Genomic DNA, 13,728 nt, shown 5'->3' with positions numbered 1-13,728 from the left:
GCACGCGGGGGGGTCGACGAGGCCGTCGAACTGCGGGCCGATGCACCACCGGCGCGGCCGACGGGCCGACCGGTCCCCCGCCGGGCCGGGGTCAGAGCGGGCGGCGGCCGGCGAAGCCGCACTCCACCCGGTGGTACCAGCGCACGTCGGTGTCCCCCTCCAGCCAGCACCAGAGCACCGGCCGGCCGTCGCGCTCGCCGGGAAAGTCGAGCAGGACCGGCGCGATCCCCTTGACCTGGATGTCGTGGGAGTGCAACTCCTCGACGAGGGCGTGCAGCCGCGCCTCCAGCCCCTTGACCTCGGCGAGCCCGCCGAGCGGGCTGGCGCCCCGGTCGGCCAGGTCGACGCGCAGCTCGGCCAGGTCGGCCCGCAGCCGGATCAGCTCGTCGACGCGCGGGCGCAGGGTGGCGATCAGGTGGCGGGCCTGGGCGAGGGTGAACACCGGGCCAGTATGGAGCACCGCCCGACCGGTGGGCCCGCACCACGCGCCGCCCGGGCGGCGGGTCCGTCAGCGCCGCCGGCCGGACCCGTTCACCCCCGCTTTGTAGCTAACCTTCCTTGACGGGGCATCAACGTGTAGCTAAGTTTCGACCAAACCGACGGGAGGGTCGACATGGAGCGAAGGAAGTTCCTGGCCGGAGCGGGTGCGGTGACCGCGGGCGCGGTCGCGGCGACGGCACCCGGCGCGGCCGGTCACGCCGCGCCCGGCATCCGCCACGTGGAGACCGGGCTCGACGTGCTCGTCCGGTCCGATTTCGCCGAACTCGCCGGCCAGCGGGTCGGGGTGATCTCGAACCCCACCGGCGTGGACTCGGCCTACCGGCACCTGGTCGACCTGATGCACGCCGCCGGCACGGTGCGGCTGGCCGCCGCCTTCGGCCCCGAGCACGGCTTCCGCGGCTCGGCGCAGGCCGGCGGCAGCGAGGGCACCGGCATCGACGCCCGCACCGGGATCACCGTCTACGACGCGTACGGCGCCTCGCTGGCCAAGTGGGAGACCATGTTCACCCAGGCCGGCGTCGACACCGTCGTCTTCGACATCCAGGACGTCGGCGCCCGCTTCTACACGTACATCTGGACCATGTACACCTCGATGATGGCCGCGGCCCGCGTCGGCAAGCGGTACGTGGTGCTGGACCGGCCGAACCCCGTCGGCGGCCGGGCCTACGGGCCGATGATGACCGCCGGCTTCACCTCCGGGGTGGGCCTGAAGGAGATCGTCCAGCAGCACGGCATGACCGTCGGCGAGCTGGCCCGGTTCTTCAACGCCGAGTTCCTGCCCGCCGAGGCCGGCCGCCAGGTCGACCTGCACGTCGTGAAGTGCCGGCACTGGAAGCGCGACAAGCTGGCCGCCGACACCGACCTGCCCTGGGTGCTGCCCAGCCCGAACATGCCCACCACGGACACCGCGCTGGTCTACCCCGGCACCGGCCTGTTCGAGGGCGTCGCCTCGCTCACCGAGGGCCGGGGCACCTGCAAGCCGTTCGAGCTGATCGGCGGGCTGGCCGAGGACTTCGACTACCACTGGTCCGACCGGCTCAACGCCCGCGAGCTGCCCGGCGTCGAGTTCCGCGAGGCGTACTTCACGCCGACGTCCGCCGGGCAGAAGCCCGCGCTGCTCAACAAGCTCTGCGCCGGCGTCGAGGTCAAGGTCGTCGACCGCGCGACGTACGACCCGATCCGCACGGCGGTCGCGATGCTGGTGGAGGCGCACAAGTACGAGGCGTTCGCGTGGCGGCGCGACTCGTGGGACGCGGTGCGGCCGTACTGGATCGACAAGCTGACCGGGTCGCCGCGGCTGCGCACGATGATCGACGCGGGCGCCGACGTGGACGACGTGGTCGGCGCCTGGGCCGACGAGCTGGCGGACTTCGACCGCCGCCGCAAGCCCCACCTGCTCTACCGGTGACTCAGGCGAAGACCCAGCTGACGGCGGCCAGGACGAGGTAGGCGACGGGGACCGAGCAGGACGGCACGAGAGCGGCCAGTCGTCGACGCCTCTCGCCCACCCGCGGTGCTCCCGGCACGGGGGCGAAGGGGGAGGTGACGAGGTCGCCGTCCCCGTCGCGTGCCAACTCCCGGTGCTCGACGAACGCCAGGACTCCGACCACCACGAACAGCCCGAGGGAGAGCGCCGGGGCGGGCAGGGTCAGTACGGCCGGCAGGCCGAGCCGGCCGGCGGCCGCTGCCCCCACGGCGACGAGGGGCACCAGGGCGGCCAGGGGAAGACCGACCGCCAAGGGGTGACGCATCAGGGGCGACAGCAGCTTGGGCAGGCTCAGGAGCACGAGCAGGAACACCCCGAGGCAGGCGAGCTGGACCGCGTTGTAGCTCAGCCGCTCGCCGCGCGCCCAGGGGGCGACCGCCGCGGTGCCGACGAGCATTGCCAGCACCTGTGCGGCCGAGAGGACCGTGATCTTCCAGACCCCCGACACGGGCGCCGGTGAGCCGCTCTCGTGGAGCCGCCTGGCGTAGTCGGTCGGATCCCCGAACGCCTCCGAGGGTGTCTCGCCGGTCTCGGCGCAGTGGGCTTCGACCTCGCCCAGGTGCTCTCCGATCACGGGACCGGGCACGTCCCGGAGCCGTAGCTCGATCACGAAGTCGTCGCACCACTTCTGATGGGCCTGCACGAACGGGCGCTGCCAGACCTCTCGGGACCTGGCCGGGGTTCGGGGGGTGGTGTTCACGGCGTCCTCTTCTCGGAGCTCCGGGGGTGGGGCAGTGACAGGTCGTCGCCGATGTCGCCGGTCGAGAGGTGGTTGCCGACCCTGGTCGAGAACGCCTGCCACTGGGCGAGGCCCTGCGCCAGCTCCGCACGGCCGGTCTCGGTGAGCGTGAAGTACTTGCGGCCCGGGCCGCCGTCACCGGCTCTCCATTCCGCGGTGACGAGGGCGTTCTTCTCGAGGCGGGCCAGCAGCGGATACAGGGTTCCGCCCTTGATCTCTCCGAAGCCCGCTTCGACCAGCTCGGCGGCGATCGCGTACCCGTAGGTCGGACCGGCGGCCATGATCCGTAGGACACACAACCCCAGGACTCCGCGGAGCCACTCGCTGGGCTGGGTGATGGCGTTCATGCCTAGATAGTGCCTCTACTCAGACAGCCTGTCTAGCCGGACATCCGCGTCACCACCTTGGGGGCAGCCCGGCGCGTGTCGGCCGCCGAGAGCGCCGGTGGGGCGTATGGAGGCCCCGGAACACCACCATGCCGCCGTACGTCGACTCGATGGCCACGCAGGGCGATCAATGAGCGCGGGTTCTCGCCCCGTGCTGATCTTCGATCCGGTAGATCGTCTTGCGTGACGCGTGCGCAGCTGACCGATGTGGAGTGGGAGCTCATCGAGCCGTAACTGCCGGTCGGCGAGCATGGCCCGCACCCTGCTCAGGTGAGGGCGGCGACCAGCAGGGCGAAGGCGGCGATGATGACGGCGACGCGGACGTGGTGGAGGCGGTCCCAGCGGTTCATCTGCTGCTTCCAGTCGGCGGGCCGGTTGTCAGGGGTCCACGTCTTGCCCCGGTTGTTGATCGGGACGAGCAGCAGGATCGACATGATCACGCTGAGGATCAGCAGCGCGCCGGCGGTGACGACGAGGCCGTTGCCGTAGGAGCGCCATCCGGCGATGGCACAGACCGCGACGAGGACGAGCGAGGTGATGTACCAGACCGGCATCACGGCGCCGAGCATCCGGCCCCCGTGGGAGCGGCCGAGTTGGCCGCTGTCACCGGGGAGTGCGTTGAGGATCGGGTTGATGACGAAGGCGACGGAGAACTCCACCCCCACCATCAGGCCGACGACCACGATGGTGAAGACCTCGAGTGCGTTGAGCATGATGACCCTTCTGAAATCTAGTGCTGCTAGCCGATGAGGCAACGCTAGCACTGCTTCCGCTTGATTATCTAGCGATGCTAGGATCGAATCATGTCGGTACAGGAACGCAAGGAGCGCGAACGGGCGGCGCGCGAGCGCCTCATCGTGGCGACTGCCCGCGAACTCGCCGAGCAGCAGGGCTGGGACGCGGTCACGACCCGCCGGCTCGCCGAGCGCATCGAATACAGCCAGCCCGTCCTCTACAGCCACTTCCGCGGCAAACGCGAGATCATCGGCGCCGTCGCCCTCGACGGCGCCGCCGAGATGGCTGCGGCGCTGCGGGCCTCGACCTCCGCCGCGGACGGCCCGCGCGCCCGGGTCACCGCCCTCGCCCGCGCCTACCTCGACTTCGCCGCACGCAACCCGGCGGTCTACGACGCCATGTTCGAGCTCGACGGCGGCCTGGCCTTCGCGAGCGAGGACACCCCACAACCTCTTAAGGACGCCTTCGCCGCCCTGCTGGAAAGCCTCGGCGAGGTCGCCGGGGACGGCGTCCACCCGGCACTGTTCACAGAGGTGTTCTGGGCGGCCCTGCACGGGCTGGCCACCCTGACCCGAGCGGGACGGCTGCCGCCGGAGGACACCGAGCCGAGGGTGGAGCTGCTGGTGGACCGGCTCGCCGTGGTCTGACACACCATCCCGGCGGGCATGCAGCCGGGGCCCTCGGGCCCCCGCCGCCGCCTGCCTACGGCATCGCTTCCGGTCACTCGCGCCCACACGGCGCAGCCGCAGATCGCCGGGCCCACACCTAGACGGGCACCCGCCCCGGAAGCTGCGATGCGCATTGATGACGACCCGATACGCGCCCTAACCGGGCGGGTCCGCTCCGCACAGAATCGGCACCACGGGCCGGCTGCGCCACGGGCTCCAGAGAGCCCCCGGAGGCGGCCGACGCCGAAGAAGTCAGTCGGCCTGGGCGGCCAGTTCGCGGGCGCGGTCGCGGGCCGCCTCCAGCGCGGCGAGCAGCGCCGCGCGTACGCCGTGCTTCTCCAGCTCGCGCACGGCGGAGATGGTGGTGCCGGCCGGCGACGTGACCGCCTCGCGCAGCTTCACCGGGTGCTCGCCGGAGTCGCGCAGCATCACGGCCGAGCCGATGGCGGTCTGCACGATCAGCTCGTGCGCGACCTGCCGGGGCAGGCCGAGCAGGATGCCGGCGTCGATCATCGCCTCGACCAGCAGGTAGAAGTACGCCGGCCCGGAGCCGGAGAGCGCGGTCACCGCGTCCTGCTGGGACTCGGGCACCCGGACGGTCGAACCCAGCGGCTTGAACATCTCCTCGGCCAACGCCAGGTGCGTGCCGGTGGCGTGGGCGCCGGCGGAGATCGCCGTCATCGCCTGGTCGACCAGGGCCGGGGTGTTGGTCATCACCCGCACCACGGGCGTGCCCTCGGGCAGCCGGCGGTTGAAGAAGCTGGTCGGCAGGCCGGCACAGAGGGAGATGACCAGCTTGTCGGCGGGCACCTTCGGCCCGATCTCGTCCAGCAGCGTCGCCGCGTCCTGCGGCTTGACGGAAACGGCGAGCACCTCCGCCTCGGCCACGGCGGTGAGGTTGTCGACCACCCGGATCCCGTAGCGGGCGGTCAGCTCCTCGGCGCGGGAGGACCGGCGGGCGGTGGCGAGCAGCCGGTCGACCGGCCAGCCCGACCGCAGCAGCCCGGAGAGCATCAGCTCGCCGATCTTGCCGGCCCCGATGACCGCGACCGTGTGCACCGAACCCGCCATCGCCGTCGTACCCCCTCGAAGTGGACCGGCGTCGCGACGGGCCGGACGGCCCGCCGCGACGCCGGGGATGGATCAGCTGCCGAAGAAGACCTCGGCCTCGGCGTACCGCTCCAGCGGCACGGTCTTCAGCTCGCGGGTGGCCTCGGCCAGCGGAACGCGGACGATGTCCGTGCTCTGCATGGCGACCATCTTGCCCCAGTCGCCCTCGTGGACCGCGTCGATCGCCTGGAGGCCGAGGCGGGTGGCGAGCACCCGGTCGAAGGCGCTCGGGGTGCCGCCGCGCTGGATGTGCCCGAGCACGACGGTGCGGGCCTCCTTGCCGGTCTTGGCCTCCAGCTGCTCGGCGAGCCACTGGCCGATGCCGCCGAGGCGGACGTGGCCGAACGCGTCGAGTTCCTGGTTGTGCAGGACCATCTGGCCGTCGAGCGGCTGGGCGCCCTCGGCGACCACGACGATCGGGGCGTACTGGTGCTGGAAGCGCTTCTCGACGTAGCCGGCGACCTGCTCGACGTCGAACTGCCGCTCCGGCAGCAGGATCACGTTCGCGCCACCGGCCAGGCCGGCGTGCAGGGCGATCCAGCCCGCGTGCCGGCCCATCACCTCGACCACCAGGGTGCGGTGGTGGCTCTCGGCGGTGGTGTGCAGCCGGTCGATCGCCTCCATCGCGATGTTGACGGCGGTGTCGAAGCCGAAGGTGTAGTCGGTGGCGCCGAGGTCGTTGTCGATCGTCTTCGGCACGCCGATCACGTGGACCCCGAGCTCGTGCAGCTTGGTGGCCACGCCGAGGGTGTCCTCGCCGCCGATCGCGATGAGCGCGTCCACGCCCTGCGCGGCAAGGTTCTCCTTGATCCGCTCGACGCCGTTCTCGATCTTGAAGGGGTTCGTCCGGGACGAGCCGAGGATGGTGCCGCCGCGCGGCAGGATGCCGCGGACCTCCGCGATGCCCAGGGGGCGGGACAGGCCCTCCAACGGGCCCTTCCAGCCGTCCCGGAAACCCACGAACTCGTGGCCGTAGCTGGCGACGCCCTTGCGGACCACCGCCCGGATGACCGCGTTGAGACCTGGGCAGTCGCCGCCGCCGGTGAGCACGCCGATACGCATGATCGCTCATCCTCCTGGGAGCATCAGGTGAAGCCCGATTTGCCCCAGGATATGTGTCGAATCAAGACCATCGGCGCCGTTGCCGGCCCGGGGCGGGCCGTCAGTGCGCACTGTAGTCGCCGCGGGCGTACGCCGACACCGCGCCCCGGGCCGGTCCCACCGGCGGGCGGCCTACCGGTCAGTAGCTGACCTCGTGGTTCTCCCCCACCTCCGGCGGCTTGCCGGTCACCGCCGCCTTCGCGTAGCCGAACAGGTTCACCACCGTGCTCGACGGAGAGTCCCAGTACTCCGCGGACCCGGCGTGCACCTTGAGCAGGGTGAGTCCGGGGGTCTCCAGCCCGTCCGGGAACCAGGCCTTGAGCACCGGGTTCCACAGCTCTTCGGCCTTCGCCCGGTCGTACTCCTCCCGGGCCGTGCCCGCGACCGACACCCAGGAGTTGCGCCGGGAGTCGGAGAAGGAGACGTTGACCTCGGGGTTCACGCGGATCTGCCGGACCTTGGCGGAGTCGGCGTACGCGAAGAACCACAGGTCGCCGTCGAACTCCGCCTCCTGCAACCCCATCGGACGGCTCACCATCCGGCCGTCCACGGCGATCGTGGTCAGCATGCAGATGCGGGCCTCGCGGACCAGCTCGGTCACCCGGCGCCGGGCCTCGGCGGCGTTGGTCGGTTCGTTGCTCATTGGGACTCTCCCTCACATCGGCTCGACGTCGCACCGGTGCCCGGGACAGAACCGACCAAACCTACGAACCGGTCATCGCCCGCCACCGGGCCAGGTTGTGCCGGGCATCGACCAGCGCGTCGTGCCGCGCCGCGTCGGCGTCCGGCAGCGGCGGCCGCCCCCGGTCGTCCCAGAGTTGGCGCAGGTCCTTGGTGAACCGGGGGATCTCCCGGGGCAGCGCCGGCATGGCGCCCCACAGCTGGGCCAGGGCGACATGGTCGTACGCGGCGTACCAGGCCCACAGCTCCAGCTGCTCGCCGGGGCGGTCGCGGACCGGCTCGACGAGGAAGTCGTACAGCTCGTCGCGGATGCGCTCGCGGGAACGCCAGGCGCGGTTCGCCGGGGAGGGCAGCTTGTCGAGCACGTTGCGGCGCACCCAGGGCACGGCCCGCGAGTCGTCGAACTCGGTCGAGACGGCGTAGAACTCGCGGCCGTACTCGTCGACGACGCCGATCGACACGAGGTCGACGAGCCGGCCGTCCTCGATGAACTCGCAGTCGTAGAAATAGCGGTAGACCATCGCCCGTCATCCTCGCCCACGCCCTCGGCGTCGCGACGACCGGGGCGGCCGGATCGCCCCCCACCACGCCGGTCGTCGCAGCTCGGGAGTGTCACGGAAGTGATTTGAGGGGTGTACAGCAAGCGACCGGACCGTCATGATCTGATGTGTACCGCTACCGGACGCCGAACCGGTGTCAGTTCACCTCGTCGAGGGCCTTCAGGTTCACCCGGTGAGCGAGTTGTGGTCCTTGACCGGGGAGGGGTTGGACCGTGGAGATGCGCCTGCCGGAGCCTGGTGACGCGCTCACGGGTGTGGAGATGTTCGCCGGGCTGGAGCCGGAGGTCCGGCAGCGGGTGATCGCCGCGGCGGTCCCCCGCACGTACCGCAAGGGCCAACTACTCTTCGTCGAGAACGATCCCGGCGAGTCCCTCATCGTCCTGCGTCGGGGCGCGGTCGCGGTCTTCCGCACCGCGCCGACCGGCGAACGCGCCGTGCTGTCGGTCATCCGTCCGCCGGACGTGCTGGGCGAGGTCTCCCTGCTCGACGCCTCCACCCGCTCGGCCTCGGCCGAGGCGATCGAGGACTGCGCCGCGCTCGCGCTGTCCCGGGGCGCGTTCATGGAGCTGGTGCATTCCAACCCACGCATCCTCGACGCGGTGATGCGCTCGCTCGGCGGGCTGATCCGACGGCTGACCGAGCAGAACGCCGACCACGTCTTCCTGGACCTGCCCGGCCGGGTGGCCAAGACCCTGGTGCGGCTGGCCGGCGAGAGCCAGGCCCCGATGATCACCATCGAGCTCAACCAGAGCCAGCTCGCGGAGATGGCCGGCGGCTCGCGGCAGAGCGTCAACCAGGCGATCGGATCGTTCGCCAACCGGGGTTGGCTGCGCACCGAGGGCCGGCGCATCGTGGTCACCGACGTCGCGGCGCTGCGCCGCCGCGCCGGCATGAGCGAGCGCTGAGGCGTACGCGAAAAAGGGCCGGAGCAGCCGCTCCGGCCCTTTCGTGCGGGGTGTCAGGGAGTGTTGCTGCCCGGCCCGACCCAGTTGGTGCTGCCCGGCCCGACCCACTCCGTGCCGTCCTTGCCGCCACCGGACTGCTCGCTGACGATCCCCTGCGCCTGGAGCGCGGCCAGCGTGGCGGCGTCCACGTCGACGGAGTCGCCCGCGAGGTGGCTGACCCCGCTGCCGTCGGTCCAGTCGCTCTGCAACATCACGTACACCATCGGGAATCCCCCTGTGGTCAATGGTCGACATTCAGCCGCCTGACTGTAACCGCAGGACCGGCCGGTGGACTGTCCACAAGCCAACAGCCCGGTACCCGACAGCTGGACGGACGGCGATACTGACACCGGAACGGTGCCGATCCCGGCGCCGGCGGGATCGCGAGTGGAGGGCGTCATCGCCACGCAGTGTGACCGCTGTGGACGCACGGCTGCCGCGGGCGACCGCTTCTGCGGCGGCTGCGGCAACGAGCTGGGCGCGGTCTGTCCGCACTGCCTGCGCCCGCTCGCCCAGGACGTGGCGTTCTGCACCTCCTGCGGCGCCGCCCGGCCGGGCAGCGAGCGGCAGCCGGCCCCGCAGGAGGACCGCCGCCGGGTCAGCGTGCTCTTCGTCGATCTGATCGACTTCACCCCGTACGTCGAGCGGGCCGACCCGGAGCTGGTCCGCGGCATGCAGACCGGGTTCTTCTCGGCCGCCCGCCGGGTGGTGGGGCAGTACGGCGGGGTGGTCGAGAAGTACATCGGCGACGCGGTGATGGCCCTGTTCGGCGCGCCCGTGGCGACCGAGACCGACGCGCTGCGCTGCGTGCGGGCCGGGCTGGAGCTGCAACGGGTGCTGACCCGCTTCGCCCCCGCCGGCGCCGACGCGCTGCGCTTCCGGGTCGGGGTGGCCACCGGCGAGGCGCTGGTCGACGTCGCCGCCGCCCGCGACGGCGGCCAGGCGATCGTGGCCGGCGACGTGGTCAACACGGCCTCCCGGATGCAGTCGGTCGCGCCGCCGGGCGGGGTGCTGGTCTGCGGCGTGACGCACGCCCTCACCCGGGACGCGATCCGCTACTCGGAGCAGCCGCCGGTCACCCTGCGCGGGCGGTCGACGACGACCGAGGTGTGGCTGGCCCTGTCCCCGGTCCGCCGGCAGCAGACGGACCGGCAGCCCGACGTCACGCCGCTGATCGACCGCGAACACGAGCTGGGCATGCTGGTCAACGCCCTGCACCGGTCGCTGCGCGACCGGCGTCCGCAGGTGGTGACCGTCTTCGGCCGGGCCGGGCTGGGCAAGAGCCGGCTGGTCCGGGAGCTGTACCGGCACGTGGACCAGCTGGTCGACGAGCCGCTGACCTGGCGGATCGGGCGGTGCCCGCCGTTCGGCGAGAACGTGACGTTCGCGGCGCTGGCCGACATCGTCAAGTCCGAGGCCGGCATCCTGGACACCGACCCGGCGTCGAGCGCGGCGCAGCGGCTCGCCTCGGCCGTCGGTGAGCTGGTCGGCCCGGGCGAGCGGCAGCGCCTCGTCGACGCCCTGCGGCCCCTCGTCGGGCTGCCGGGGACCGCGCTGCCGGCCGAGGAGACCGGGTCGGCGTGGCGGCGGTTCCTGCTCGCCCTGGCCGCGCGCCGGCCGACCGTGCTGGTCTTCGAGGACCTGCACTGGGCCGACGACGCGATGCTGCGCTTCGTGGAGCTGCTCGGCACCGCCGCCCGGGACGTGCCGCTGCTGCTGCTCTGCACCGCCCGGCCGGAACTCGTCGACCGGGACCCGAGCTGGGCGGGGACGATCACCGGCTCGGTGACCATCACCCTGCCCCCGCTGCGGGACACGGGCATCGCCGCGCTCTACGCCCACATGTTCGGCCGGGCGGCCTTCTCCGCCGACATGCTCACCCCGCTGATCGAGGTGGCCGGCGGCAACCCGCTCTACGCCCACGAGTACGTCCGGATGCTGATCGAGCAGGGCGCGCTGCGCCAGTCCGTGCGGGGCTGGTCGCTGGAGAAGCACCTCGACCTGCCGATGCCGGAGAGCGTGCACGCCGTCATCGCCAACCGCATCGACCTGCTCGACGCCAAGGAGCGCACGGTGCTGCTGGCCGCCGCCGTGGTCGGCGTGCAGTTCTGGCCGGGGGCCGTGGCCGCCGCGCTCGGGCAGCCCGTCGAGTCGGTGGAGCGCGCGCTGCGCCGGCTGGAGCAGCGCGACTTCGTGCACGAGCAGGCCGCCTCCACGATGGCCGGGCAGCCCGAGTACCGGTTCCGGCACGTGCTGGTGCGCGACGTCTGCTACCAGCGGCTGCCCCGTACCGAGCGGGTGGCGCGGCACGAGCGGACGGCGCAGTGGCTGGACATGCTCTCGCAGAGCCGGGACACCGACCTGGCGGAGGTGCTGGCCCACCACCGGTGGGCGGCCCACGAGATCGCCCGGTCGCTGGGCATGGAGATCGCCCGGTTCGCCGGCCCCGCCCGGGCCGCGCTGCACCGGGCGGCCCGCCGGGCGTACGCGCTGCACAGTCTCGACGTCGCGGCGAGCCACGCGGGCCGGGCGCTCGGGCTGGCCGACGACTCCGACCCGGTCGGCCGGCTCCAGCTGGAGCTGCTCAGCACGGAGATCTCCTTCTACCGGGACGGCAACGGCTTCCTCTCCGGGGGCGGCCCCGAGCAGGTGCAGGCGCTCGCCGACCGGCTGCTGGCGCACGGCGACGACGCCTGCGCGGCGCGCGCCTGGACGCTGCTCGGCCAGGCCGCGTGGCTGCGCGCCGACCGGGCCGCCGCCCTGGCCTGCCTGGACCGGGCCGTGCAGCTCTTCGCCCCGCTGCCGGACAGCCCGCAGAAGGCGGACGCCTACGCCGAGCTGGGCCGGCTGCACATGCTCAACTACGAGCGGGATCCGGCGGTCGCCGCGGCCGAACGGGCGGCGGAGATCGGCGAGCGGCTGGGGCTGACCGAGACCCGGACCAACGCCCAGATCACCTCGGCCATCGCCCGCTACCAGGCGGGCGACCGCTCCGGCCTGGACGAGCTGCACGCGATCGTCGAGCTCAGCCGCGCCAACCAGCTGATCGCCCTGCCCCGGGCCATCCAGAACCTCGTCTACGCCGTCTGCGAGGAGGGCGACTGGCTGCGCTCCGACGCCCTGCTCTCGTCGTTGCCGAGGCGCAAGGCCAGCGGGCAGACGCTGACCACGAGCTACTCCGCGGAGGCGATGCGCGCCTGGTTCGAGGGCGACTTCGACCGGCTGCTGGCCGCCGCCGAGGCCTTCGTGGACACGCCGACGGGCAGCTGGGACATGCAGGTCCGTGGCCTGCGCTCCTGCCTGCTGGTGCTGCGGGGCGGGCGGGTGCCGCCGGCCCGCGCCCAGGACGGCGCCACCGCGTTCCGCGACGACGTGGCGGCCGCGCTCGACGCCGCACGGCGCAGCGGCTTCCACCGGTTGCACTGGACGATGCTGGGGATGGGCGCGCTCTGCCGGGCGTTGCAGGGTCACCGGGAGGAGGCGGCGACGCTCATCGACGAGCTGGCCGACTCCTGGTCGGCGGTGCCGGCGCTGGCCAGCGGCGAGTGGATCGCGGCGGCCGGATACGCGGCCAGCCTCGCCGGGCGGGACTCGGCGGCCCGGGTGCGCGCGATGCTGGACCGGGTGGGTCACCGCACGCCCTGGTCGGAGGCGGCGCGGCGGACGGTGACCGGCGCGCTGGCCGCCGCGGACGGCGACCACCGGCGGGCCGCGGAGCTGCACCTGGCCGGCGCCGAGATCTACGCCGGTATCCCGGACGTGACCGACCGGATGCTGGCATTGACCTTCGCGACGGTGGAGCTGGAGCGGGCCGGCGAGTCGACGGCGGGCCGCCCGGAGCTGGCCGAGCTGCGCGCGTTCGCGCTGCGCAACGACGCCCCCGTCCTGCTGGACCTGGCCCGCCCCCCGACGACCGCCGCCGACACCGCCCTGGCCTGCTGACCGGGCGACACGGGCGGGCGGCCCGTCAGGCGGGGACCGGCTCGCGGGGGACCGGGCCGGCGGGCGGGTTCTTGGCCTTCTGGGCGTACATGTCGACGTACTCGCGGCCGGAGAGCTCCATCAGCTCGTACATGATCTCGTCGGTCACCGCGCGCTCGACGTACCGGTCACCGGCCATCCCCGCGTAGCGCGAGAAGTCCAGCGGCGCACCGAACCGGATCCGCACCCGGGCGATCTTGGGGATCAGCTTGCCGGGCGGCTGGATCTCGTCGGCGTTGAGCATCGCCGTCGGGATGACCAGGGCGCCGCTCTCCAGGGCCAGCCGGGCCACGCCGGTCTTGCCCCGGTAGAGCCGACCGTCCGGCGAGCGGGTGCCCTCGGGATAGATGCCGGCGACGCCACCGGCGCGCAGCACCCGCAGCTGGGTGTCCAGGGCCGCCCTGGCCGCCCGGCCGCCCGAGCGGTCGACCGGGATGGTGCCGGAGCCGACGAAGAACATCTTCGTCAGCCAGCCCTTGACGCCCTTGCCGGTGAAGTACTCGGCCTTGGCGATGAACGTCACCCGTCGGTTCACGACCAGCGGCGTGAAGATCGAGTCGGAGAACGACAGGTGGTTGCTGGCGAGGATCACCGGCCCGGTGTCGGGCACGTGGTGCAGCCCCTCGACCTGCGGGCGGAAGACCAGCCTCAGCAGCGGGCCGAGGAGCACGTACTTCATCAGCCAGTACAGCACCGGCGTCCTTTCCAGAGGTGGTCGCGAGGCCGCCGCGTCGCCACGGGTCGTCGTGGGCATGAGCCTACGAACCCGATGCCGGCCGCCACAACGTGATCCGGCCCGCGTGGCGCGCGGCGTCCATCCCGGACAGCGGCGGGGC

The 13,728-nt window shown here is 72.5% G+C and carries 14 protein-coding genes; 4 read left to right on the top strand and 10 right to left on the bottom strand.

The window, feature by feature from the left end; genetic code table 11:
* Nucleotides 1-91: 91 nt before the first annotated feature.
* Nucleotides 92-442: a DUF2203 domain-containing protein gene (locus tag RM555_RS10605; RefSeq protein WP_311411580.1), complete on the bottom strand. Its 351-nt coding sequence runs from the start codon at nt 440-442 to the stop codon at nt 92-94.
* Nucleotides 443-613: 171 nt separating this feature from the next.
* Between RM555_RS10605 and RM555_RS10600 the strand changes: the two genes are divergently transcribed.
* Nucleotides 614-1,909, top strand: coding sequence for an exo-beta-N-acetylmuramidase NamZ family protein (locus tag RM555_RS10600; protein ID WP_311411579.1), 1,296 nt, complete (start codon nt 614-616; stop codon nt 1,907-1,909).
* A gap of 1 nt (nt 1,910) precedes the next feature.
* Here RM555_RS10600 and RM555_RS10595 read toward each other — a convergent pair whose 3' ends face one another.
* The 3 genes from RM555_RS10595 to RM555_RS10585 all read right to left on the bottom strand — a co-directional run bounded on the left by RM555_RS10595 (nt 1,911) and on the right by RM555_RS10585 (nt 3,825).
* Entirely contained in the window at nt 1,911-2,687 is a 777-nt protein-coding gene (locus RM555_RS10595) for a hypothetical protein (protein ID WP_311411578.1), read from the bottom strand.
* Nucleotides 2,684-3,073, bottom strand: coding sequence for a PadR family transcriptional regulator (locus RM555_RS10590; RefSeq protein ID WP_311411577.1), 390 nt, complete (start codon nt 3,071-3,073; stop codon nt 2,684-2,686). The genes RM555_RS10595 and RM555_RS10590 overlap by 4 nt, the downstream gene beginning before the upstream one ends.
* Nucleotides 3,074-3,378: 305 nt before the next feature.
* Complete coding sequence (locus RM555_RS10585; RefSeq protein WP_311411576.1) at nt 3,379-3,825, bottom strand: DUF1772 domain-containing protein; 447 nt, start codon at nt 3,823-3,825, stop codon at nt 3,379-3,381.
* A 90-nt stretch (nt 3,826-3,915) separates the two neighbouring features.
* Here RM555_RS10585 and RM555_RS10580 point away from each other — a divergent pair, with 90 nt between their 5' ends.
* Nucleotides 3,916-4,494, top strand: a complete 579-nt coding sequence (locus tag RM555_RS10580) for a TetR/AcrR family transcriptional regulator (protein ID WP_311411575.1) — start codon at nt 3,916-3,918, stop codon at nt 4,492-4,494.
* A 273-nt stretch (nt 4,495-4,767) separates the two neighbouring features.
* Here the strand turns inward: RM555_RS10580 and proC are convergent, their stop codons facing one another.
* The 4 genes from proC to RM555_RS10560 form a co-directional block, all read right to left on the bottom strand.
* Nucleotides 4,768-5,586, bottom strand: coding sequence for a pyrroline-5-carboxylate reductase (gene proC, locus RM555_RS10575; protein ID WP_311411574.1), 819 nt, complete (start codon nt 5,584-5,586; stop codon nt 4,768-4,770).
* 72 nt (nt 5,587-5,658) lie between these two features.
* A complete protein-coding gene (locus RM555_RS10570; RefSeq protein WP_132236203.1) occupies nt 5,659-6,687 on the bottom strand; it encodes a 6-phosphofructokinase in 1,029 nt (342 codons plus the stop codon).
* 178 nt (nt 6,688-6,865) lie between these two features.
* Complete coding sequence (locus RM555_RS10565; RefSeq protein WP_311411573.1) at nt 6,866-7,369, bottom strand: pyridoxamine 5'-phosphate oxidase family protein; 504 nt, start codon at nt 7,367-7,369, stop codon at nt 6,866-6,868.
* Between the two features lie 61 nt (nt 7,370-7,430).
* A complete protein-coding gene (locus RM555_RS10560) occupies nt 7,431-7,928 on the bottom strand; it encodes a polyadenylate-specific 3'-exoribonuclease AS (protein ID WP_089003323.1) in 498 nt (165 codons plus the stop codon).
* Nucleotides 7,929-8,179: 251 nt separating this feature from the next.
* On the opposite strand from RM555_RS10560, the gene RM555_RS10555 reads away from it, so the two are divergent.
* The gene (locus RM555_RS10555) at nt 8,180-8,872 is read left to right on the top strand and encodes a Crp/Fnr family transcriptional regulator (RefSeq protein ID WP_121400498.1); all 693 of its coding nucleotides are present in this window, start codon (nt 8,180-8,182) and stop codon (nt 8,870-8,872) included.
* Between the two features lie 53 nt (nt 8,873-8,925).
* Here RM555_RS10555 and RM555_RS10550 read toward each other — a convergent pair whose 3' ends face one another.
* Nucleotides 8,926-9,135, bottom strand: coding sequence for a hypothetical protein (locus RM555_RS10550; RefSeq protein ID WP_091629607.1), 210 nt, complete (start codon nt 9,133-9,135; stop codon nt 8,926-8,928).
* Nucleotides 9,136-9,298: 163 nt separating this feature from the next.
* Here RM555_RS10550 and RM555_RS10545 point away from each other — a divergent pair, with 163 nt between their 5' ends.
* Entirely contained in the window at nt 9,299-12,853 is a 3,555-nt protein-coding gene (locus RM555_RS10545) for an ATP-binding protein (protein ID WP_311411572.1), read from the top strand.
* A 25-nt stretch (nt 12,854-12,878) separates the two neighbouring features.
* Here the strand turns inward: RM555_RS10545 and RM555_RS10540 are convergent, their stop codons facing one another.
* On the bottom strand, nt 12,879-13,586 hold the full coding sequence (locus tag RM555_RS10540) for a lysophospholipid acyltransferase family protein (RefSeq protein ID WP_311411571.1): 708 nt from the start codon (nt 13,584-13,586) through the stop codon (nt 12,879-12,881).
* Between the last annotated feature and the right edge of the window lie 142 nt (nt 13,587-13,728).

The sequence above is a fragment of the Micromonospora reichwaldensis genome, from assembly GCF_031845925.1.
In the GTDB taxonomy this organism is placed as follows: Bacteria; Actinomycetota; Actinomycetes; order Mycobacteriales; family Micromonosporaceae; genus Micromonospora; species Micromonospora reichwaldensis.
This window is presented reverse-complemented; position numbering and strand designations above follow the sequence as displayed.

Bases quoted from the DNA above. Each gene is read 5' to 3' on its own strand.
- RM555_RS10585 (WP_311411576.1), bottom strand. From the start codon at position 3,825: ATGCTCAACGCACTCGAGGTCTTCACCATCGTGGTCGTCGGCCTGATG.
- RM555_RS10590 (WP_311411577.1), bottom strand. From the start codon at position 3,073: ATGAACGCCATCACCCAGCCCAGCGAGTGGCTCCGCGGAGTCCTGGGG.
- RM555_RS10550 (WP_091629607.1), bottom strand. From the start codon at position 9,135: ATGGTGTACGTGATGTTGCAGAGCGACTGGACCGACGGCAGCGGGGTC.
- RM555_RS10560 (WP_089003323.1), bottom strand. From the start codon at position 7,928: ATGGTCTACCGCTATTTCTACGACTGCGAGTTCATCGAGGACGGCCGG.
- proC (WP_311411574.1), bottom strand. From the start codon at position 5,586: ATGGCGGGTTCGGTGCACACGGTCGCGGTCATCGGGGCCGGCAAGATC.
- RM555_RS10570 (WP_132236203.1), bottom strand. From the start codon at position 6,687: ATGCGTATCGGCGTGCTCACCGGCGGCGGCGACTGCCCAGGTCTCAAC.
- RM555_RS10600 (WP_311411579.1), top strand. From the start codon at position 614: ATGGAGCGAAGGAAGTTCCTGGCCGGAGCGGGTGCGGTGACCGCGGGC.
- RM555_RS10580 (WP_311411575.1), top strand. From the start codon at position 3,916: ATGTCGGTACAGGAACGCAAGGAGCGCGAACGGGCGGCGCGCGAGCGC.
- RM555_RS10565 (WP_311411573.1), bottom strand. From the start codon at position 7,369: ATGAGCAACGAACCGACCAACGCCGCCGAGGCCCGGCGCCGGGTGACC.